Annotated in this window: 16 protein-coding genes; 10 read left to right on the top strand and 6 right to left on the bottom strand. The window is 67.1% G+C overall.

The genetic code is table 11. The features are described from left to right. Positions 1 to 24 precede the first annotated feature (24 nt). Together V6B15_RS03045 and V6B15_RS03040 are read right to left on the bottom strand one after the other, a co-directional pair. A complete protein-coding gene (locus V6B15_RS03045; RefSeq protein WP_253523202.1) occupies positions 25 to 792 on the bottom strand; it encodes an esterase/lipase family protein in 768 nt (255 codons plus the stop codon). A 55-nt stretch (positions 793 to 847) separates the two neighbouring features. Then, on the bottom strand, positions 848 to 1,390 hold the full coding sequence (locus tag V6B15_RS03040) for a DUF3617 domain-containing protein (RefSeq protein ID WP_334199975.1): 543 nt from the start codon (positions 1,388 to 1,390) through the stop codon (positions 848 to 850). 98 nt (positions 1,391 to 1,488) lie between these two features. On the opposite strand from V6B15_RS03040, the gene uvrB reads away from it, so the two are divergent. From uvrB to V6B15_RS03025, 3 genes are all read left to right on the top strand, one after another. Then, the gene (gene uvrB, locus V6B15_RS03035) at positions 1,489 to 3,684 is read left to right on the top strand and encodes an excinuclease ABC subunit UvrB (protein WP_334199974.1); all 2,196 of its coding nucleotides are present in this window, start codon (positions 1,489 to 1,491) and stop codon (positions 3,682 to 3,684) included. A gap of 69 nt (positions 3,685 to 3,753) precedes the next feature. Beyond that, positions 3,754 to 5,262 carry a S10 family peptidase gene (locus tag V6B15_RS03030; RefSeq protein ID WP_334199973.1) on the top strand — a complete coding sequence of 503 codons (1,509 nt, stop codon included), beginning with the start codon at positions 3,754 to 3,756 and terminating at the stop codon, positions 5,260 to 5,262. 54 nt (positions 5,263 to 5,316) lie between these two features. Beyond that, complete coding sequence (locus V6B15_RS03025; RefSeq protein ID WP_334199972.1) at positions 5,317 to 5,913, top strand: hypothetical protein; 597 nt, start codon at positions 5,317 to 5,319, stop codon at positions 5,911 to 5,913. Here V6B15_RS03025 and V6B15_RS03020 read toward each other — a convergent pair. Then, positions 5,861 to 7,951 carry a protein-disulfide reductase DsbD family protein gene (locus V6B15_RS03020; RefSeq protein WP_334199971.1) on the bottom strand — a complete coding sequence of 697 codons (2,091 nt, stop codon included), beginning with the start codon at positions 7,949 to 7,951 and terminating at the stop codon, positions 5,861 to 5,863. The genes V6B15_RS03025 and V6B15_RS03020 overlap by 53 nt on opposite strands. Positions 7,952 to 7,976: 25 nt before the next feature. On the opposite strand from V6B15_RS03020, the gene V6B15_RS03015 reads away from it, so the two are divergent. Further along, a complete protein-coding gene (locus V6B15_RS03015; protein WP_334199970.1) occupies positions 7,977 to 9,191 on the top strand; it encodes an FAD-dependent monooxygenase in 1,215 nt (404 codons plus the stop codon). Here V6B15_RS03015 and V6B15_RS03010 read toward each other — a convergent pair. The 3 genes from V6B15_RS03010 to hemC are packed head-to-tail and all read right to left on the bottom strand — an operon-like array spanning position 9,188 to position 11,683. Continuing rightward, positions 9,188 to 10,069 carry a hypothetical protein gene (locus V6B15_RS03010; protein WP_334199969.1) on the bottom strand — a complete coding sequence of 294 codons (882 nt, stop codon included), beginning with the start codon at positions 10,067 to 10,069 and terminating at the stop codon, positions 9,188 to 9,190. The two genes, V6B15_RS03015 and V6B15_RS03010, sit on opposite strands and share 4 nt — an antisense overlap. A gap of 52 nt (positions 10,070 to 10,121) precedes the next feature. Next, positions 10,122 to 10,808 (bottom strand): uroporphyrinogen-III synthase, encoded by a 687-nt coding sequence (locus tag V6B15_RS03005; protein ID WP_334199968.1) that lies wholly within the window; start codon positions 10,806 to 10,808, stop codon positions 10,122 to 10,124. Continuing rightward, positions 10,805 to 11,683 (bottom strand): hydroxymethylbilane synthase, encoded by an 879-nt coding sequence (hemC, locus tag V6B15_RS03000; RefSeq protein ID WP_442968998.1) that lies wholly within the window; start codon positions 11,681 to 11,683, stop codon positions 10,805 to 10,807. The genes V6B15_RS03005 and hemC overlap by 4 nt, the downstream gene beginning before the upstream one ends. A 96-nt stretch (positions 11,684 to 11,779) precedes the next feature. Between hemC and tsaD the strand changes: the two genes are divergently transcribed. The 6 genes from tsaD to V6B15_RS02970 all read left to right on the top strand — a co-directional run bounded on the left by tsaD (position 11,780) and on the right by V6B15_RS02970 (position 18,482). Next, entirely contained in the window at positions 11,780 to 12,808 is a 1,029-nt protein-coding gene (tsaD, locus tag V6B15_RS02995; protein ID WP_334199966.1) for a tRNA (adenosine(37)-N6)-threonylcarbamoyltransferase complex transferase subunit TsaD, read from the top strand. Beyond that, on the top strand, positions 12,805 to 13,818 hold the full coding sequence (locus tag V6B15_RS02990) for an NAD(P)H-dependent glycerol-3-phosphate dehydrogenase (protein WP_334199965.1): 1,014 nt from the start codon (positions 12,805 to 12,807) through the stop codon (positions 13,816 to 13,818). Before tsaD ends, V6B15_RS02990 begins: the two co-directional genes overlap by 4 nt. Beyond that, on the top strand, positions 13,815 to 15,317 hold the full coding sequence (locus tag V6B15_RS02985; RefSeq protein WP_334199964.1) for a lipopolysaccharide biosynthesis protein: 1,503 nt from the start codon (positions 13,815 to 13,817) through the stop codon (positions 15,315 to 15,317). Before V6B15_RS02990 ends, V6B15_RS02985 begins: the two co-directional genes overlap by 4 nt. Before the next feature lie 89 nt (positions 15,318 to 15,406). After that, positions 15,407 to 17,104 carry a vWA domain-containing protein gene (locus V6B15_RS02980; protein WP_334199963.1) on the top strand — a complete coding sequence of 566 codons (1,698 nt, stop codon included), beginning with the start codon at positions 15,407 to 15,409 and terminating at the stop codon, positions 17,102 to 17,104. Positions 17,105 to 17,155: 51 nt separating this feature from the next. Then, positions 17,156 to 17,896 (top strand): OmpA family protein, encoded by a 741-nt coding sequence (locus V6B15_RS02975; RefSeq protein ID WP_334199962.1) that lies wholly within the window; start codon positions 17,156 to 17,158, stop codon positions 17,894 to 17,896. Between the two features lie 109 nt (positions 17,897 to 18,005). Then, positions 18,006 to 18,482 (top strand): hypothetical protein, encoded by a 477-nt coding sequence (locus V6B15_RS02970; protein ID WP_334199961.1) that lies wholly within the window; start codon positions 18,006 to 18,008, stop codon positions 18,480 to 18,482. Positions 18,483 to 18,496 lie beyond the last annotated feature (14 nt).

Here is an 18,496-nt window from a genome sequence, read left to right as displayed (position 1 = left end):
TTGCTCCTACAACAGACTACGCGTTTACCCGCGGTCCAGTTCCGAAAGCACCGCTTCGACCGCCTCGTGGGTCAGCACGAAACCCATGTGCGAACAACGCAGTGCGCGCGCGCGGTCCCGCTCGCCGGGCTTGCCGCAGGCGGCGCGGGGACGGACGACGCCGTCGCGCGGGCTCCACATGGCGACCGTTTCTACCGGGGGCTTTTCATGCACCACGGCGTCGATTTCGGGTTCGTCGACCCGGTGACCGGCAATCGCCTGATAGGCCCGCCAGCCATTGTTCGCGCGCGGGCTGCCCGAGAAGGGCGAGCCCATGGTGACGACCTTGGCGACCTTGTCCGGATGCGCCTTGGCCAGTTCGCGCGCCATCACCCCGCCCAGGCTCCACCCGACCAGGTGGATCGGCTCGCCCGAACGGCGGTAGATGTCGACCAGCCGCCGCTCGACCTTGGCGAAGCTTTTCTCGGTCGCGCCCAGATTGTAGCCGAGGCCCCATTTCTTGGTCGTGTGACCGGCGCGTTCGAGCTTGCGCGCCATCCAGCGCATGCGGATCGGATGCGCACCGAAACCGGGCAGCAGCATCACGGTCTTGGGATTGGCTGCGGGCGCGATCTCCAGCGGGCGCCCCACCAGCCGCCGCAGCGGTTCGAGCGGCCAAAGAAGCTCGCGCAGCAGCAATTGCCAGCGCGGGCCGCTGATATCCTCGGGGCAAGGCTCGGCCGCGAGCGCCCAGCGGCGGGCCAGTTCCTCGCGGTCGATAAGACGCGTGTCTTTGAAGGGTAACGTTGCCATCGCTCTGTAATAATGCGCGATGGGCCGATTGGCTCCCGAATTGATGCCCGGTCGTTTAACCGTCGCAGTCGCCGATCCGTTCCTGCGCGCTGGTCATCGTCATCGTCATGGTCCGGCCGTCGGGACCTTCGGCATCGACGGTCATGGTCATGTCGGAGGACGTCTCGCTACCGGTGCCCTTCATGGTCATCCGGGCCATACCCTGCCCTTCGGCATTGCAGTTCATGATCGCATCGATCTGGCCGCCGGCGGCATCGAATTTCTCGAATGTGCATTCGTCATTGTCCTGCGCCTGCCGCGCCATTTCCTCGAAACCCTTGTCGGCTTCTTCCTGCGTCAGGCAGTATTCGTGAACCTGCGGTCCCTGATCGAACATGCCGCGCATCATGTCCTGCACCTGCTGCGGCGCGTCGGGGATGTCGATATCGACGAATTCGACCGTGGCGCGGTACTGGCCGGGCTGCGGCCTGACCATGTCGGCGGATTTCGCCGCGGCTTCGGCCATCGAGATCTCGCCATCGCCATCGGCATCGGCGGACGTGTCCCCGCAGGCGGCAAGGGTAAGGCTGGCGGCGATGATCAGGGCGGTTTGGCGCATGGAAACTCTCTCCGAATAGATGGCTGCAAAGCTAGCAGCAGAGCCGTGTCAGGCAAGCACCGTTGCACGCGCCAGTGCCGTTCCCCATATGTGCGCGCATGAGCGAACTGATCATTCGAAGAGGATTGGACGAGCCGGACACCACCGGCGAGTTCGTCCCCCACAAGCCTGCGCGCCCCGAAAAATCGATGGGCGGCAAGGCGTTCAAGCTGGTCAGCGAATATACCCCCTCGGGCGACCAGCCGACTGCGATCGCCGAATTGAGCAGCGCGGCGAAGGACGGCGACCAGACGCAGGTGCTGCTAGGCGTGACCGGGTCGGGCAAGACCTTCACCATGGCCAAGGTAATCGAGGAATTGCAGCGGCCTGCGCTGATCCTCGCGCCCAACAAGATCCTCGCCGCGCAGCTCTATGGCGAGTTCAAGAGCTTCTTCCCCGAGAACGCAGTCGAATATTTCGTCAGCTATTACGACTATTACCAGCCCGAAGCCTACGTCCCGCGCAGCGACACCTATATCGAGAAGGAAAGCAGCGTAAACGAGGCGATCGACCGGATGCGCCACTCGGCCACCCGCGCGCTGCTCGAACGCGACGATGTGATCATCGTCGCCTCGGTGTCGTGCCTCTACGGTATCGGCTCGGTCGAAACCTATTCGGCGATGATCTTCGACATCAAGAAAGGCGAAGCGGTCGACCAGCGCGAGCTGATCCGCAAGCTCGTCGCGCTGCAGTACAAGCGCAATGAAGCGGCCTTCGCGCGCGGCAATTTCCGCGTCCGCGGCGACAGCCTGGAGATTTTCCCCAGCCACTATGAAGACATGGCGTGGCGGATCAGCTTCTTCGGCGACGATATCGAGGAAATCAGCGAATTCGATCCGCTTACCGGCAAGAAGGGCGCCAGCCTCGACAAGGTGCGCGTCTACGCCAATTCGCACTATGTGACGCCGGGGCCGACGATGAAACAGGCCGCCGAGGCGATCAAGTTCGAGCTCGCCGAGCGGCTCAAGGAACTGCATGAGGAAGGCCGCCTGCTCGAAGCGCAGCGGCTCGAGCAGCGGACCAATTTCGACCTCGAGATGATCGCCGCCACCGGCAGCTGCGCGGGGATCGAGAACTACAGCCGCTTCCTCACCGGGCGCCTGCCCGGTGAACCGCCGCCGACATTGTTCGAATATTTGCCCGAAAACGCGCTGCTGTTCGTCGATGAAAGCCACCAAACGGTGCCGCAGATCGGAGCGATGTCTAAGGGCGATCACCGCCGCAAGATCACGCTGGCCGAACATGGTTTTCGCCTGCCCTCCTGTATCGACAACCGCCCGCTGCGGTTCAACGAATGGGACGCGATGCGCCCGCAGACCTTCGCGGTCTCGGCCACGCCAGGCACGTGGGAGATGGAACAGACCGGCGGCGTCTTCGCCGAACAGGTCATCCGCCCCACCGGGCTGATCGATCCGCCGGTCGGCATCCGCCCAGTCGAGGACCAGGTCCAGGACTGCATCGACGAATGCAAGAAGACCGCCGCCAAGGGCTATCGCACGCTGGTCACCACGCTGACCAAGCGGATGGCGGAGGATCTGACCGAATTCATGCACGAGGCGGGCGTCAAGGTCCGCTACATGCACTCCGACGTCGAGACGCTCGAGCGCATCGAGCTGATCCGCGACCTGCGGCTGGGCGTCTATGACGTGCTGGTGGGGATCAACCTGCTGCGCGAAGGGCTCGACATTCCCGAATGCGGGCTGGTCTGCATCCTCGATGCCGACAAGGAAGGCTTCCTGCGCAGCGAGACCAGCCTGATCCAGACCATCGGCCGCGCGGCGCGTAATGTCGACGGGCACGTGATCCTTTATGCCGACCGCATCACCGGTAGCATGGAACGCGCGATGGCGGAAACCGACCGCCGCCGCGAAAAGCAGAAGGCCTATAACGAGGAACACGGCATCACGCCGCAGACGATCCGCCGCCAGATCGCCGATATCGTCGCGCATACCGCGTCGCAGGACGGGGTCACGGTCGATACGGGCGATGACGAGCGCAACAATCTCGTCGGTCACAATCTGCGCGCCTATATCGAGGACCTCGAGAAGCGCATGCGCACCGCCGCTGCCGATCTCGAATTCGAGGAAGCCGGCCGCCTGCGCGATGAAATCCGCCAGCTGGAGAACGACGAACTCGGCCTCGGCGACGCGGAGAAGAAAGCCCCGCGCGTCGGCCGCAGCGATGCCGGCCGCCCGGGAACACGCAAGACGCGCTATGGCAAGACACGCTACAAGCGGATGGGCGGCAAACCGTGATCGACGGGCGTATTTGACGCCGGTCGCCCGGTGGGGTCATAGAATGGCTGCAAAGGGGGACCAAACCGCATGAAATCGAGCCGTATTCTCGCCAGCATCTGTGCCGCCAGTACCATGCTGATGGCACCGCATGCCGCGATCGCTCAGGCGGACAAGCCAGCCGCGACCGACAAGGCGGGCGGGATCGAACCGCAGGTGCGCACGCGGAGCATGACCGGCACCTTTGGCGGGCAGCGCGTGTCCTACCGCGCGACCATGGCCGAGACCGTGCTTGAATCCGATGACGGCAAACCCGAAGCGGTGATCGTCACCACCAGCTATGTGAAGGACCCGCGCGATAGCTCGCGCCCCGTGTTCTTCCTGTTCAACGGCGGCCCCGGATCGGGATCGGTGTGGTTGCAGATGGGCGCGTTCGGGCCCAAGCGCGTGGCCATCCCCTCCGACGCGCGCGATGACGGCGCCCCGCCCTATCCGCTGCTCGACAATCCCGACAGCCTGCTCGATGTCGCCGATCTCGTGTTCATCGACCCGCCGGGCACCGGCTTCAGCTATCTGACCAGGGACACCAACCCGAAGAAATATTACGGGCTCGAACAGGATGCCGAGGCGGTGGCCAAGGTCATCCGCCTGTGGCTGAACGACAATGGCCGCTGGAACAGCCCCAAATATCTCGGCGGCGAAAGCTACGGCACCACCCGCACCGCGATGGTCGCGCGCGAGCTCGAAGGCGGGACCTATAACGATGTCGGCCTCAACGGGCTCATCCTGATCTCGACCATTCTCGATTTCGCCGGGCGCGAACCCACGCCGGGCAATGAAATGGCCTATGTCGTCACGCTGCCCAACATGGCGGCGGCGGCCTATTATCACGGCAAGGTACAGGCGCCCTCGGTCGAGGCGATCGTCGAGGAGGCGCGGCAGTTCGCCATCGGGCCCTTCGCCAGCGCGCTGCTCAAGGGGCAGGACCTGCCCGATGCCGAACGCGCCGCGGTGCGCGCGGAACTGGCGCGGCTGACCGGCCTGTCCGAACGCTATCTCGACCAGGCCGACCTGCGCGTCACCTCGCAGCGCTTCTACAAGGAATTGCTGCGCGATCGCGGGCTGACCATCGGGCGGCTCGACGCGCGCTATACCGGGCGCGATTTCGACAATGCCGGCGAGACGCCCGACAACGATCCCAGCTTCTACGGCATCGATGCGGGCTATACCGCGGCGATCAACAGCTGGGCGCGCGACACGCTGGGCTTCGAAACGAACCGCGAATACCAGTCGATCGGACGCGAACCGGGGCGCAACTGGGAATGGTCCACCGGCCAGGGCCGCGGCGCCTATCTCAATGTCGCGCCCTATATCGGGCAGGCGATGCGGCAAAACTCGCAGCTGCGCGTGTTCAATGCGCAGGGCTATTACGATTTCGCCACGCCCTTCTTCGGCGCCGAATATTCGCTTAAGCGGATGGGCATTCCGCAGGACCGCGTGGAGTTCCAATATTACGATGCGGGCCACATGATGTATATCCGCGACGAGGACCGGGCCAAGCTGTCACGCGACATTCGCGCCTTCATCCGCGCGCGCTGAGGATAGCGCGGGATGGCCGCTTGAATGCTGTCACGCCTGTGTCATAGCGCGCGCATGCGTCGCGTCTCCCCTCTCGTGTTGCTGGCCATTCTTGCGGCCTGCAAGCCCCCGGCTTCGGACGATTACGTCGAACGTACGCGGATCGATACGCCGGTCGAAGGGCCGGCAGAACCGATCGATTCCCCCGATACCGAAGGCGCGATCTGGGCCCCCGCGGCCGAAGGCGCGCGATTGCTTTATGGCAAGCCGGGCGAGCGCCCGCTGTTCGCAGTCGAATGCCTCAGCGACGGCAGCGAACCCATGCTCGGCTATACCCGCTTTGCCCGCGCCGATGCGGACGCGCAGGCAGTGCTGGCGCTGATCGGCAATGGCCATGTCGCGCGGCTCAAGATCGATGCGGTGCAGATCGGCGATGTATGGCGCTGGGAAGGTGCGATCGCAGCCGCCGACCAGCGGCTCGACGTGCTTACCGGCAACCGCGAGGTCGAAGCGACCGTGCCAGGGGCCGGCAGCGTGATCCTCAACCCCAGCGCGCTGCCCGGCGAACTGGTCGAGCGGTGCCGCACGCTGGGCGAGCCGCTTGGCGATGACGCGCCGCTTAGCGAGGGCGCGCCGACGCCCGCGCCTTCTCCACCAGCAGATCCGGCGTAAGCACCTGCGGCAATTGCTCGGCCTCGCCGCCGGGTTCGTACCACAGATAGAGCGGCACCCCCGCTGCGCCCTGCTGCGTCAGCATGCGCGAGATTTCGGCATCGGGCTGCGTCCAGTCGCCGCGCAGCGCGACGACGCCGGCCGCCTCGAACGCGTCGCGGGTCGCGCTGCGTTCGATCGCCACGCTCTCATTGACCTTGCAGGTGACGCACCAGTCGGCAGTGAACCAGACGAACACCGGGTTTCCCGAACCGCGCGCGTCGGCCAGGGCGGCTTCGCTATAGGCGACCGGGTCGAGCAGGCTTGCGCCCGGCGAAGCGTGCGCCAGCGGGCGCGGGAGCAGCGCAGTGCCCAGCGCGAGCACCGCCACCAGGCTTGCGCCCAGGATCAGCGCGCCCGACCGGGCCTTGCGCTGGAACAGCCCCACCAGCGCGAGCCCGCCCAGCGCCAGCGCGCCGAGGACGAGCACCAGCGCGAGATATTCGCTCCCGCCGATCCGCCAGACCAGCCATGCCAGCGCCAGCGCGGTCAGCCCCATCGGCAGCGCCATCCATTTGCGGAACCGCTCCATCCATGCGCCCGGCTTGGGCAGCAGGCGGCGGATGGCCGGAACGAACCCGATCAGCAGGAAGGGCAGCGCCAGTCCCAGTCCCAATGCAGTGAATACGAGCAGGCCGTGGACCGGCTGGATCACCAGCGCCGCGCCCAGCGCGACCGCCATGAACGGCCCCGTGCACGGCGTGGCCACGAATGCCGCGAGCAGACCGGTCGAGAAGGACCCGGTCTGCGAGGGCGAGCCGCCCGAAACCGCCATGCCGGGGATTTCGAACAGGCCGAGGAAATTGGCAGTGATCGCGAGCGCGAGCAGGAACAGGCTGACGACGACCGCGGGCTCCTGCAGTTGGAACGCCCAGCCGACCTGCTCACCCGCCGCGCGCAGCAGCAGGATCGCCGCGCCGAGCGCCGCGCAGGCCACCACCACGCCCGCCGTATAGGCCAGCGCGTCGCGGCGCGCCGCGCGTTCGGCACCCCCGGCCTTGGCCAGCGCGAGCGCCTTGAGGCTGAGGATGGGGAAGACGCAGGGCATGATATTGAGCAGCACCCCGCCCGCCAGCGCGGCGAGAAGGAGCCGCCACAGCACCGGTTCGCCGCTCCCGCCAAGCGGTTCGGCGCCTTCGAGCGGCACGTCGCCCGGAACGGCGGTAAACCGCACCCCGCGTCCCTCGCCGAAATCGAGAATGCCGCCGATGGCCTGCGGACGCGGTTCACCGGCGAGTTCGACACCCGGCGGCACGGCGAATGGCTCGATCGGCATTTCGACGACCAGCAGGTCGCCCTCGCGCATGAAGCGCTGCTGGCCCGCGTAACGCGGCCGGTCCCCCTCGCCCAATTGGGCGGTGCCGAGGTAGAAATGCGGTTCGCGCAGCGCGGTCGCGGCCGGGACCGGCACGCCGATGCGCAGGTGCGTAGCGGTGAATTCGAACTGCGCGCCGCTGTCCAGCGGGGGGACCACTTCGGCGCGCCAGCGATCGAAGCGCGGATCGCCCCCTGCGCGCGCCGGATCGAGCGACAGCGCCGCGCGCTGCGGGACGCATATCGCATCGGTGCAGGCGAGATAGCTGGCGGTCACGCCGATCGGCGCCGTCTGCGCGCCTGCCGCGCCTTTGGGCACGGTGATCGGGACCAGCACCGCGTAGTCGCCTTCATAGACGTGGTTCATCAAGCCGCCGATCACCAGCCGCTGCGGCAGCGGGTATAGCGGCTCTCCCGCCCGCCATCCTTCGGGCAGGTTCCAGTCGAGCTGCATGCCAAGCCCCGCATCGCCGGGGTTCGACCAATAGCCGTGCCATTCCGCCGAGGAGGGAGTGAAATGCAGCGCCAGCATCCAGGTCTCGCCCGGCTGCGGCGCGCCTTCGGCCACCAGTTCGACCGCGATCCGGTCGCTGGTCGCATCCTGCGCCGCCACCGGCGCGGCGAAGGCCAGTGCCACCAGCGCCAGCAGCGCCGCCAGCCGTTCCAATATCCTTGCTTCGATCACGTCGCTGGCTCTAGGGCTAGCCCCCATGACAGACAAGCGAGACCTGCTGATCCTGGGCGGCGGCCTGGTGGGGATGACCCTGGCGCTGGCGGCGGCGAAGAAGGGGCTGTCGAGCCACCTCGTCGACCGCGCCGATCCCGCCAGCCTGACCGCCGAGGGCTTCGACGGCCGCGCCTCGGCGATCTCGACCGCGAGTTGGCGGTTGTTTCGCCATATCGGGCTCGAAAGCGTGCTCGAACCGCATGGCTGCGATATCGCCGCGATCGGCGTGCTCGACCAGATGAAACCCGGACGGCTCGATTTCCGGCCCGAGCCGCATGAAGGCACGCTGGGGCGCATGTTCGCCAATCGCCAGCTGCGCCTCGCGCTGCACGAAGCCGCAATGCAGGAACCGCTGATCGCCTGGCATGCCCCGGCCGAAGTGGTCGCGCGCGAACGCGGCGAATTCGGCGTGTCGGCCACGCTGGGTGACGGGCGCACGCTCGAAGCCGCGCTGATGATCGGTGCCGAAGGCCGCGGATCGCCGTCGCGCGAGGAGGCGGGCTTCAAGATGGCGCAGTGGGATTACAGCCACCGCGCGATGATCGCCGGGCTCGATCACACCAAGCCGCATGAGAATGTGGCGTGGGAAATCTTCTATCCCGACGGGCCCTTCGCGCTTTTGCCGATGCTCGACGGCCCCGATGGCCAGCATCGCAGCGCGCTGGTATGGACGGTCGACGAGAAGGATGCCGCGGGCGTGCTCAAGCTGTCGGACCGCGCGTTCCTTGCCGAGGTGGTGAAGCGGATGGGCGACCTGCTCGGCGAGCTGACGCTCAACAGCGCGCGGTCGTCCTGGCCGCTCAGCTTCCAGCACACCGCCCGGATCGTCGACCACCGGCTCGCGCTGGTCGGTGACAGCGCGCATGGCATGCACCCGATCGCGGGCCAGGGCCTCAATCTCGGGCTGCGTGATGTCGGGGCGCTGGTCGAAGTGCTCGACGAGGCGCTGCGGCTCGGGCTCGACCTCGGCGATGCGCAGGTGCTCAAGAAATACGAGGAATGGCGCGCGCTCGATGCGCTGATGGTGATGGGCGCGACCGATAGCCTGACGCGGGTCTTCGGCATTCGCGGCAAGACCGCGAGCGCGGTGCGGCGACTGGGCATGGCGGGGATCCAGCGCTCGGGCTGGCTCAAGCGCCTGTTCATGGACGAAGCGCGCGGCATCTCGGGCGAGCTGCCCGAATTGCTCAAGGCCTAGTTTTCTTCCGCCGGGCTGGGCTGGTCGATCCGGTTGCCTGCCCCGTCACGGAGGCGCCGCGGTTCGAGCACGGCAGCGGTTTCGATCAGGTCGAGCGAGCGCTGGAGCGTGGCATAGCGTTCGGCATCGCGCAGCCAGCCTTCGGCGTTTTCCGCGCCCGGCAGATTGCGCACTTCGGCAATCGCGGAATCGGTCCGCCCGCTTTCGAGAAACAGCCGCGCGCGATCGAGGCGGCGCTGCGGCTGCGGCGACGGCGCGCTTTCGCGGCGCACCACGAACAGCTGCGACAGTTCCTCGCCAAACCGCGCAAAACCGTTCTGGCTGCTCGGTTCGGCCAGCTTGGGCGAGAGTCCTTCGAGCCGCGCGATCAGCTGGTCGAGCGTGATCGGATTGCGGCTGGTGCGGATGATCGTATCGACCGCATTGGGCATGGCATCGCCGAAGCGCAGCCGCAATTGGTCCGCAAGATAGCCAAGCTCGGCCCCCTTTTCGAGCGCGCGGCGCGTGGCGAAGGCGATCAGCAGCCCCTCGGCGCGCGCGGTATTGCCCGCGGCGGCCTGCGCCTGCAGGTCGAGCCGCGCGAGGCGCTGTTCGGCAGCGGCGAGCCGCGTGTCGAGCCCGCCCTGCTGTTCGGCCACGCGGTCAACCGCTTCCTGCGCCGCCTGGCTGGCACTGGGCGTGGGGGTCGGTTCGGAAGTTGGGCTGGCAAGCGATTGCGTTTCGACCGTGGCCGGCTGGGTCGCCGGTTCATCGCGATCGGTCAGCGTGTAGACGGCGTAACCCGCAATCGCCCCGCCCAGCAGGAAACTGGCGAGTACGGCGACCATGACCGGCCTTACCGACGGCACCTTGCGCCGGGTGCTGGTAAAATTGTTCATCCGATTTCGTTCCGCGACCCCGTGGGCCCTCGTGCTGGGGCCATCCATACCATCAGCTATCGGTCTGACACAAAGCTTGCGCCAAGGCCAGTAGCTCGCTGTCTCCGGGAGCCTCGGCAGTGTGGACGGAACGCCAGCCCGCGCCCGCCATTTCGGCGACGCGGGGACCGATCACTGCCAGATCGACCAGATCGCGGGCGAGACCGTGCCGGTCGAACTCGACCTTGAGCCGTTCCGCCGCCGCTCCCGAATGCAGCACGACCACCCCGCCGTCGCGGAGGATCGCGAGATCGTCTGCGGACAAGGCTTCGGGCACCGCGCGGTACAGGATCCGCGTATCGACTTCGAGATTGTCGGGCACGCGCAAGGTCACGCGGTCTTCCCCCGCAAGGCGCAGCAGGTGGAGCTTGCGGTTGGCAAGGTCGTCGAGCAGGTTCTGCAGCCCCCCGCGCCCGGTCCGGCCGACAAGGAAACCCGCCCTGCGCGCAGCGTCGGCGGTCGTATCGCCAACCGCGTGGACGGGCAGCTTGGTCAGTCTGCCGAGCTGCTTGCCGCCATGGCGGAAGACATTGGCGCTACCGACCAGCAACCCGTCGTAATCCTTCGCCGCGGGCGCTTCCCATGCGACCGGCTCGATCGTGAACAGCGGCCGACCGTGCACATCGAGCCCCATCGCCTGCGCGGTTTCCGCGCTGACCGACCAGCCCGGTTCGGGGCGGAGCAGGAACAGCGGCTTCACAGCGGCTGGCCGAAATGTTCGGCAACTGCGGGGGGCGCACGGTCGAGCAGTCTGCGCGCCAAGACCAACGGCGCTTCATCGTCCCCGGCCGCGAATTCGCTCTCGTCACCGATACGAACAGTGCCATCGGGACTGAAAATCGCTGCGCTCAGCGCAATGCGGCCTTCGCTAGTGCGCGATAGCGCAGCAATCGGGCTGCTGCACGATCCGCCCAGACCTTCGAGCAGGCGTCGTTCGGCGGCAATTTCGGCATGGCTTTCCGCGTGATCGATTGCACGCAGCAGGTCGCGTGCGCGCGCATCGTTGCTGCGGCATTCGATCCCGATGGCCGCCTGCGCGGGCGCGGGCATCCATGCGTCGGGATCGAGCCGCACGCCTACTGCATCCTCGCCCAGCCGGTCGAGACCGGCGGCGGCAAGGAAAGTCGCATCGGCTTCACCCGCTTCGAGCTTGGCCATCCGCGTGGCGACATTGCCGCGAATACCCACAACCGTCAGATCGGGCCGCAAGTGTAGCAATTGTGCGGCGCGGCGCGGTGCGCTGGTGCCGATCCGCGCGCCTGCGGGAATTGCCGCAATCGACTCTGCGCCCAGCAACCGGTCGGCCTTGTCCGCGCGCGGCAGGATCGCCGCAATCGCGATCGCTTCGGGCCGCAGCGTCTCGACATCCTTCATCGAATGGACCGCGCCGTCGATTCGCCCTTCGACCAGCCATTGGTCGAGCTCGCGAGTCCACAGCGCCTTGCCGCCGATTTCGGCCAGCGGCCGATCCTGGATGCGGTCGCCGCTGGCCACCACGGGCACCAGTTCGACCGCCGATTCGTCCCATCCATGCGCAGCGCACAGCCGCGCGCGCGCCTCGTGCGCCTGCGCCATGGCAAGCGGAGAACGGCGGGTTCCGAGGCGAATGAGAGGTTGGGCTGGCATAGGGTCGGCTTGCCCTAGCGAGCCATGCCGCTAAGGGAAAGCGGGATGGCACTGGTTCTCGGCATAGAAAGCTCCTGCGACGAAACCGCGGTCGCGCTGGTCGATAGCCAGCGGCGGATCGTGGCGCAGCGGATCGCCTCGCAGGATGCCGAGCATGCCCCCTTCGGCGGGGTGGTGCCCGAAATCGCGGCGCGCGCGCATGCCGAACGGCTCGCCCCGATGATCGCAGGAGTGCTGGAGGATGCGGGGATTTCGCTGGGCGAGTGCGACGCGATTGCCGCCACCGCCGGCCCCGGGCTGATCGGCGGCGTCATGGTCGGGCTGGTCAGCGCCAAGGCGCTGGCAATGGCGAGCGACACGCCGCTGATCGCGATCAACCATCTCGAGGGCCACGCGCTGAGCCCGCGGCTGGCCGATGAAAGCATTACCTTTCCCTATGCGCTGCTGCTGGTGTCGGGTGGGCATTGCCAGATCCTGCGCGTCGACGGCGTGGGCCAATATCGCCGGCTGGCCACCACGATCGACGATGCGCTGGGCGAAGCCTTCGACAAGACAGCCAAGATCCTCGGCCTCGGCTTTCCCGGTGGCCCTGCGGTGGAGCGCACCGCGAAGGACGGCGATGCCAAGGCCGTGCCCCTGCCCCGCCCGATGGTCGGTAGCGGCGAACCGCATTTCTCCTTCGCGGGCCTCAAGAGCGCGGTCCTGCGCGCCTACGAAAGTGGCAAATACGAGACCGCCGATATCGCGGCCAGCTTCCAGCAGGCGGCGGTAGATTGCGTGACCGACCGGTTGCGCATCGCGCTGGCGGATATGGCCGATGTCGACACGCTGGTCGTGGCTGGCGGAGTCGCGGCCAATGCCACCGTGCGCGCCGCGCTCGAACAGCTTGCCGCCGCGCATGGCATGCGCTTTGCCGCGCCGCCGCCCAAGCTGTGCACCGACAATGCCGCGATGATCGCCTGGGCGGGCATCGAACGGCTGGGGCAGGACGACCCGCTCGACATTTCCGCGCGGCCGCGCTGGCCGCTCGACCCGCAGGCCGAGCCGGTGCGCGGAGCAGGAGTAAAAGGATGACCCTTCGACAGGCTCAGGGCGAGCGGGTGGGCGTTCTCGGGGCGGGTGCCTGGGGTACCGCGCTGGCGCAAATGCTCGCAAGCGACGGCCGCGACGTGCTCATCTGGGCGCGCGAGAGCGAACTGGTTGCGGAAATCAATTCCGCGCACACCAATTCGGTTTTCCTCCCTTCCGTGACGCTGGCCGAGACCATCCGCGCGACCGGCGACCTGGCCGAGATGGCCGCGCTGGACACGCTGCTGGTGGTTACGCCCGCGCAGCATATGGGCAGCGTGCTCGAGGCCATGCCCTCGCATCCGCGCGATCTCGTGCTGTGTTCCAAGGGGATCGAGGCGGGCAGCGGGCGGCTGATGAATCATGTCGCCAAAGCCGCCGCCCCCGGCAGCGCGGTGGCGGTCCTTTCGGGTCCGACCTTCGCGCATGAAGTCGCCGCGGGCCTGCCCACCGCCGTCACGCTCGCCTGCGCCGATGGCGAGGCACAATGGGACCGGCTGGCACCCGTGATCGCGCGCCAGACCTTCCGGCCCTATTATTCCGACGATGTGATCGGCGCCGAAATCGGCGGATCGGTCAAGAACGTGCTGGCGATCGCCTGCGGCGTGGTCGACGGGCTGGGCCTGGGGCAGAATGCGCGCGCCGCGCTGATCGCGCGCGGCTATGCCGAAATGCTGCGCTTCGGCGAAACGCTGGGCGCGCAGGCGGCAACGCTGGCGGGGCTGTGCGGGTTGGGCGACCTGGTGCTGACCTGCTCGTCCACCTCGAGCCGCAATTTCTCGCTCGGTAAGGCGCTGGGCGAAGGGCAGAAAGCCGAAGATTTGATGGCCGACCGCAAGACCGTGGCCGAAGGCGCGCATACTGCGCCCGTGCTGGTCGAACTGGCCGCGCGCCACGGCATCGCCATGCCGATCGTCACTGCCGTTTATGGCCTGCTCAAGGGCGACGAGCCGCGCGCCGTCGTTTCCGACCTGCTCGCCCGCCCCTTGCGCGCCGAACAGGGCCGCCCCGGGTGACCGATTCAAAACCGGATGAAGACCTTTCCGCGCTGGCCAAGGGCGGAAGGCAGAACTTCATTGGCTTCATCCTGCGGCTGGTCGCGCGGTTGCCGTTCCTGTTTATCGCCGGGCGCCTGTACGGCCCCGACGCGCTGGGCCGCTTTGCTTCGGCGCTGGTGGTGGTCGAACTGGTCGCGCTGCTGTGCGCGATGGGCGAGAAACGCGGGCTGGCGCAGCGTCTGGCAGATGGCGACCAGAGCCATCCGGCCAACCTTGTCTATGACGGCATGCTGCTGGCGCTGGGGTTTTCCGCGCTGGCGGCGGCGTTCTTCTGGTTCGTCCCCGCCCCGCTGTTTCCCAGCGGCGACTATACCGAGCTCGACCGCTTCATCGTGCTGGCGATCCCCGCCTACGCGCTGACCGAAATCGTGCTCGCCGCGCAGGCGTACAAATACGATATCGCCACCACCGTTCGCGCCCGCGCGGTGGTCGAACCGTGGACGATCTCGATCATGGCGGGGCTGTTCTATTTCCTGCCTGCGGTCAGCGATTCGGGGCTGGCGCTGGCCTATCTGGCGTCGATCTATGCCGGTCTGGCGACCGGGCTGTGGTCGTTCTTCCGCAGCTATGGCCGCCCGCGCGGCTGGCGCCCGCGCCCGGCCTATATGGGCAGGCTGACGATGCGCGCATTGCCGCTGGCGACCGCGGATGCGATCGAATGGGGTACGAGGCGCGTCGATATCTTCATTCTCGGCCTGTTCGCCGCGCCCGCCGCGGTGGGCGTCTATTACATTGCGCAGCAAGTCGCGAGCCTGCCGCAAAAGCTCAAGACCAGTTTCGAGCCGATCCTCGGTCCGGTCATCACCAAGAACCTCAAGACCAAGAACTACCAGGCGATCGCCAGCCAGATCTGCCAGGTCGGCTTCTGGATCGTGGCGATGCAGGCAGGCATCGCGCTGGCGCTGGGCGTGCCGGGCGAAGCGGTCATGGGCCTCGTCGGACCCGAATTCGTCGGCGGCACGGGGGCGCTGGCCTTCCTGCTTGCTGCCGAGGTCGTTGCTGCGACCGCAGTCGTCTCCGAAGCGGTGCTGGTCTATGTCGCGCGCGTGCGCAATTTGTGGATCTCGATCGGCACCATCGCGCTGCAGGCGGTGCTGACCGTGGTCCTGATCGAGGCAATGGTCGCGGGCGGCTATGGCGAACCCTACAAGGCCGCCGCCGCCGCGATCGCGCTGATGCTGGCGCTGGGCACCGCGAGCCTGGTCAAAGCGGTGCTGCTGTCGCGCATATTGGGACAGTCGATCAACACCTTCCGCTGGCCGTTGGTGTGGGCGGTGGCGCCCGCAGTGCTGGTCGGCTGGGCGGCGACGCAATTGCCCGAATGGGCCGAGCTGATCGTCGGCATTCCGGCGATCCTGGGCATTTACGGCTACATCATCTGGACCCGCGGTTTCGGCCCCGAGGACCGCATGCTGTTCCGCCGCAATCTGGACAAGGACGAGCCTGCACGAACCTGACCCGTTCGTCGCAAACCATACACGTTCAGTAGGTATTCACCCCCAGGGCGGGTAGCGTGGGGCACTCGCAAGGAAGGGGAGGACTGCCCATGCGTTTTGCAAGATTTACCGTCACTTGTGCAGCAGCCGCGTTGATCGTGGGCTGCGCCGCGCAGCAGGATGGCGACACCATCATCACCACCAGCGCCAAGGCCGATCGGACCGAAGCGGGCCGCACGCCGCCGCCACCACCTCCTCCCCCACCGCCGCCGCCGCCAGCGCAGATGGCCAGCCCTTCAGCCGTTATAGTCACCGGGTCCCGAGTTCGTGCCGACGCCGCTACCCCATCCACCGAAATATCGATCGTGGAACCGGGTTATCGCTACTTCCCGCCGGTCTTCGTGCCCACACCGCCCAGCCGCGACCAGTATGACGGCGAGGACGTGTCGCCGGTCAAGCTGGTCGCCAGCGAACCGGTCTCGACCTTCTCGGTCGATGTCGACACCGGCGCCTACACCAATGCCCGCCGGTTCATTTCCGAGGGCCAGCTGCCGCCCAAGGGCGCGGTGCGGACCGAGGAATTCATCAATTACTTCCGCTATGACTACGACCGCCCGGACAGCCTCGAGCAGCCGTTCACGGTCAATACCGATGTCGCGGTGAGCCCGTGGAATGCCGACGCGCGCCTGCTGCGCATCGGGCTGGCCGGATACGAGCTGCCCGAACAGGAACGCCCCGCCGCCAATCTCGTCTTCCTGCTCGACGTATCTGGGTCGATGGGCAGCGCCGATAAGCTGCCGCTGGTCAAGACCGCGATGCGCCAGCTCGCCGGGCAGTTGACCGAGGAGGACCGCGTCTCGATCGTCGTTTACGCCGGCGCCGCGGGCCTCGTGCTCGAACCGACCAATGACGAACGCAAGATCAAGGACGCGCTGGACCAGCTCAATGCCGGCGGGTCGACCGCGGGCGGTGCCGGGATCGAACTCGCCTACCGCGTGGCCGAGGCCAACCGCATCGAGGGCGGCGTCAACCGCGTGATCCTGGCGACCGATGGCGATTTCAACGTCGGCACTTCGGATCGCGAGGCGCTGGTCGAATTGATCGAGAAGAAGCGCGAAAGCGGCGTCACGCTGTCGGTGCTGGGCTTCGGCCGCGGCAATCTCAACGATGCGATGATGGAACAGGTCGCCAACAACGGGAACGGCAATTATTCCTACATCGACAGCGCGCTGGAGGCGCGCAAGGTGCTCGGCGATGAAATGGGCGCGACGCTGTTCACCATCGCCAAGGACGTAAAGATCCAGGTCGAATTCAATCCGGCAGTTGTCAGCCAGTACCGCCTCGTCGGCTATGAAAACCGCGTGCTGCGCGAAGAGGACTTCGACAATGACGCGGTCGATGCGGGCGATATCGGCGCAGGCCACCAGGTCACCGCGCTGTACGAGGTGATCCCCGCCGGCAGCGACGGATGGGTGCCCGCGCGGCGCTACGAAGACACGGTCGATACCCGCGCCCGCGAACTGGCCAGCGAAGCCGCCTATGTGAAGCTGCGCTACAAGCGGCCCGGTGGCGATACCTCGCGATTGCTGACTTACACGCTGCCCGCTTCCGCGCTGGACACCAGCCGCGCACCCGCTGGCGATTTCGCCTTCGCCGCCGCGGTTGCGGCCTTTGGCCAGAAGCTGCGCGGCGATACGCTGCTGGCGGAGATGTCCTATCCCCGGATCGCCGCGCTGGCGGGCACGCAGACCAGCTTCTGGCGGCAGGAATTCATCGAGTTGGTGAAGACGGCCGAGGGGTTGGAATAAGCGTCCGCTGACGCTTGGCAGGCGGGTCGGGAGGCGGCTAAGAGCCATGCCATGCCGATCCGCCCTTCCCTCGCCATCCTGGCCGGTGCCGTGCTGACAGGCGTATCCGCCTTTCTGCTCGCCGAACCCGTGGCCCGCGACTTCATCCCCCGGATGGAAGCGCAGGCCGCCGAAGCGATCGAGGCGGCGGGCGGGACCGGCGTCACCGCCCGCTTTGCCAGCGCCAGCGGAACACCCTCGCGTCATCCAGTGCTGCGCGGGGGCGAAGCGCTCGACACCGCCACGCGGACACGGGTCGCCCATGCCGTCGACGAGGTACCCGGCGTGGGCGGGGTGATCTGGAGCGACGGGACCGCGCGCGCCGAAAGCGGCGAGCCGACCTACCAGCCGCTCCATTGCCAGGAAGATGTCGAAGGCTTGCTCCAGACACGCTCGATCCGCTTCGAGGAAGCCAGCAGCGCGCTGCTCCCCGCCAGCCGCATCCTGCTCGACGAAGTTGCCGAAGCGCTGCGCCCCTGCCTGGGGTCGATCATCGCGATCACCGGCCATACCGATAAATCGGGCACTGAACCGGGCAATCTGGCGCTCAGCATGGACCGTGCGCGCGCCGTGCGCGAAGCGCTGGTGAGCCGCGGCATCCCGCGCGACGGCCTGCGCGCCAGCGGGGTCGGCTCGAGCCAGCCGGTCGCAGGTCTCGCACCCAGCGATCCCGCCAATCGCCGGATCGAATTTTCGGTCATCCGCACCGAACCGCTGCGGCCCACTCCCGTCGATACGCCGGAGGCCAAGTAACATGCCGCTGTGGTTCGAACTCGCTGCGCTGATGATCGCCGCTTATGTTGCGGGGATCGGTATCGGCTGGGCCCTGTGGGGCCGCCACGACCAAGAAAAGGAATAGTCCATGAGCGAATTGCTGCAGACCTATTGGCCCCTGATCGTCGCCGCGCTGGTGCTCGGCCTCGCGGTCGCATGGTATGTCTTCAACGCCTCGCGCAAGACCCGCATTACCGGTACCAGCCGCGATGTGCTCGATGAAGGCGCCGCACCGGCAGAGCGGAACAAGGCGCTGATCGACAGCGCCCCCGCGGCCACCCCGATGCAGCCCGCCGCGGGTGTTCCCGCGACCCCGGCGGCGTCTGGCGACGATCTGACGCGCATCAAGGGTCTTGGCCCCAAGCTCAGCGCCACGCTGCACGGCGCCGGTGTCACCTCCTTCGCGCAGATCGCCGCATGGAGCGATGCCGATATCGACCGCATCGATGACCAGCTCGGCCGGTTCCAGGGGCGCATCCGCCGTGACGACTGGGTCGGTCAGGCCAAGTTGCTGGCGCAAGGTGACGAAAACGGCTTCGCCGAACGGTACGGCAAATTGTCATAGGATCCGGAACTAAT

Origin of the sequence: Qipengyuania sp. Mu-71, from assembly GCF_036867055.1 — a bacterium.
In the GTDB taxonomy this organism is placed as follows: Bacteria; Pseudomonadota; Alphaproteobacteria; order Sphingomonadales; family Sphingomonadaceae; genus Qipengyuania; species Qipengyuania profunda.
The sequence above is the reverse complement of the archived record's forward strand: the minus strand, read 5'-3'. Positions and strand labels throughout refer to the sequence as shown.

Coding starts and splice junctions, on each gene's coding strand:
- V6B15_RS03045 (WP_253523202.1), bottom strand. CDS start 792: ATGGCAACGTTACCCTTCAAAGACACGCGTCTTATCGACCGCGAGGAA.
- V6B15_RS03040 (WP_334199975.1), bottom strand. CDS start 1,390: ATGCGCCAAACCGCCCTGATCATCGCCGCCAGCCTTACCCTTGCCGCC.
- uvrB (WP_334199974.1), top strand. CDS start 1,489: ATGAGCGAACTGATCATTCGAAGAGGATTGGACGAGCCGGACACCACC.
- V6B15_RS03030 (WP_334199973.1), top strand. CDS start 3,754: ATGAAATCGAGCCGTATTCTCGCCAGCATCTGTGCCGCCAGTACCATG.
- V6B15_RS03025 (WP_334199972.1), top strand. CDS start 5,317: ATGCGTCGCGTCTCCCCTCTCGTGTTGCTGGCCATTCTTGCGGCCTGC.
- V6B15_RS03015 (WP_334199970.1), top strand. CDS start 7,977: ATGACAGACAAGCGAGACCTGCTGATCCTGGGCGGCGGCCTGGTGGGG.
- V6B15_RS03010 (WP_334199969.1), bottom strand. CDS start 10,069: ATGAACAATTTTACCAGCACCCGGCGCAAGGTGCCGTCGGTAAGGCCG.
- hemC (WP_442968998.1), bottom strand. CDS start 11,683: ATGGCGCAGGCGCACGAGGCGCGCGCGCGGCTGTGCGCTGCGCATGGA.
- tsaD (WP_334199966.1), top strand. CDS start 11,780: ATGGCACTGGTTCTCGGCATAGAAAGCTCCTGCGACGAAACCGCGGTC.
- V6B15_RS02990 (WP_334199965.1), top strand. CDS start 12,805: ATGACCCTTCGACAGGCTCAGGGCGAGCGGGTGGGCGTTCTCGGGGCG.
- V6B15_RS02980 (WP_334199963.1), top strand. CDS start 15,407: ATGCGTTTTGCAAGATTTACCGTCACTTGTGCAGCAGCCGCGTTGATC.
- V6B15_RS02975 (WP_334199962.1), top strand. CDS start 17,156: ATGCCGATCCGCCCTTCCCTCGCCATCCTGGCCGGTGCCGTGCTGACA.
- V6B15_RS02970 (WP_334199961.1), top strand. CDS start 18,006: ATGAGCGAATTGCTGCAGACCTATTGGCCCCTGATCGTCGCCGCGCTG.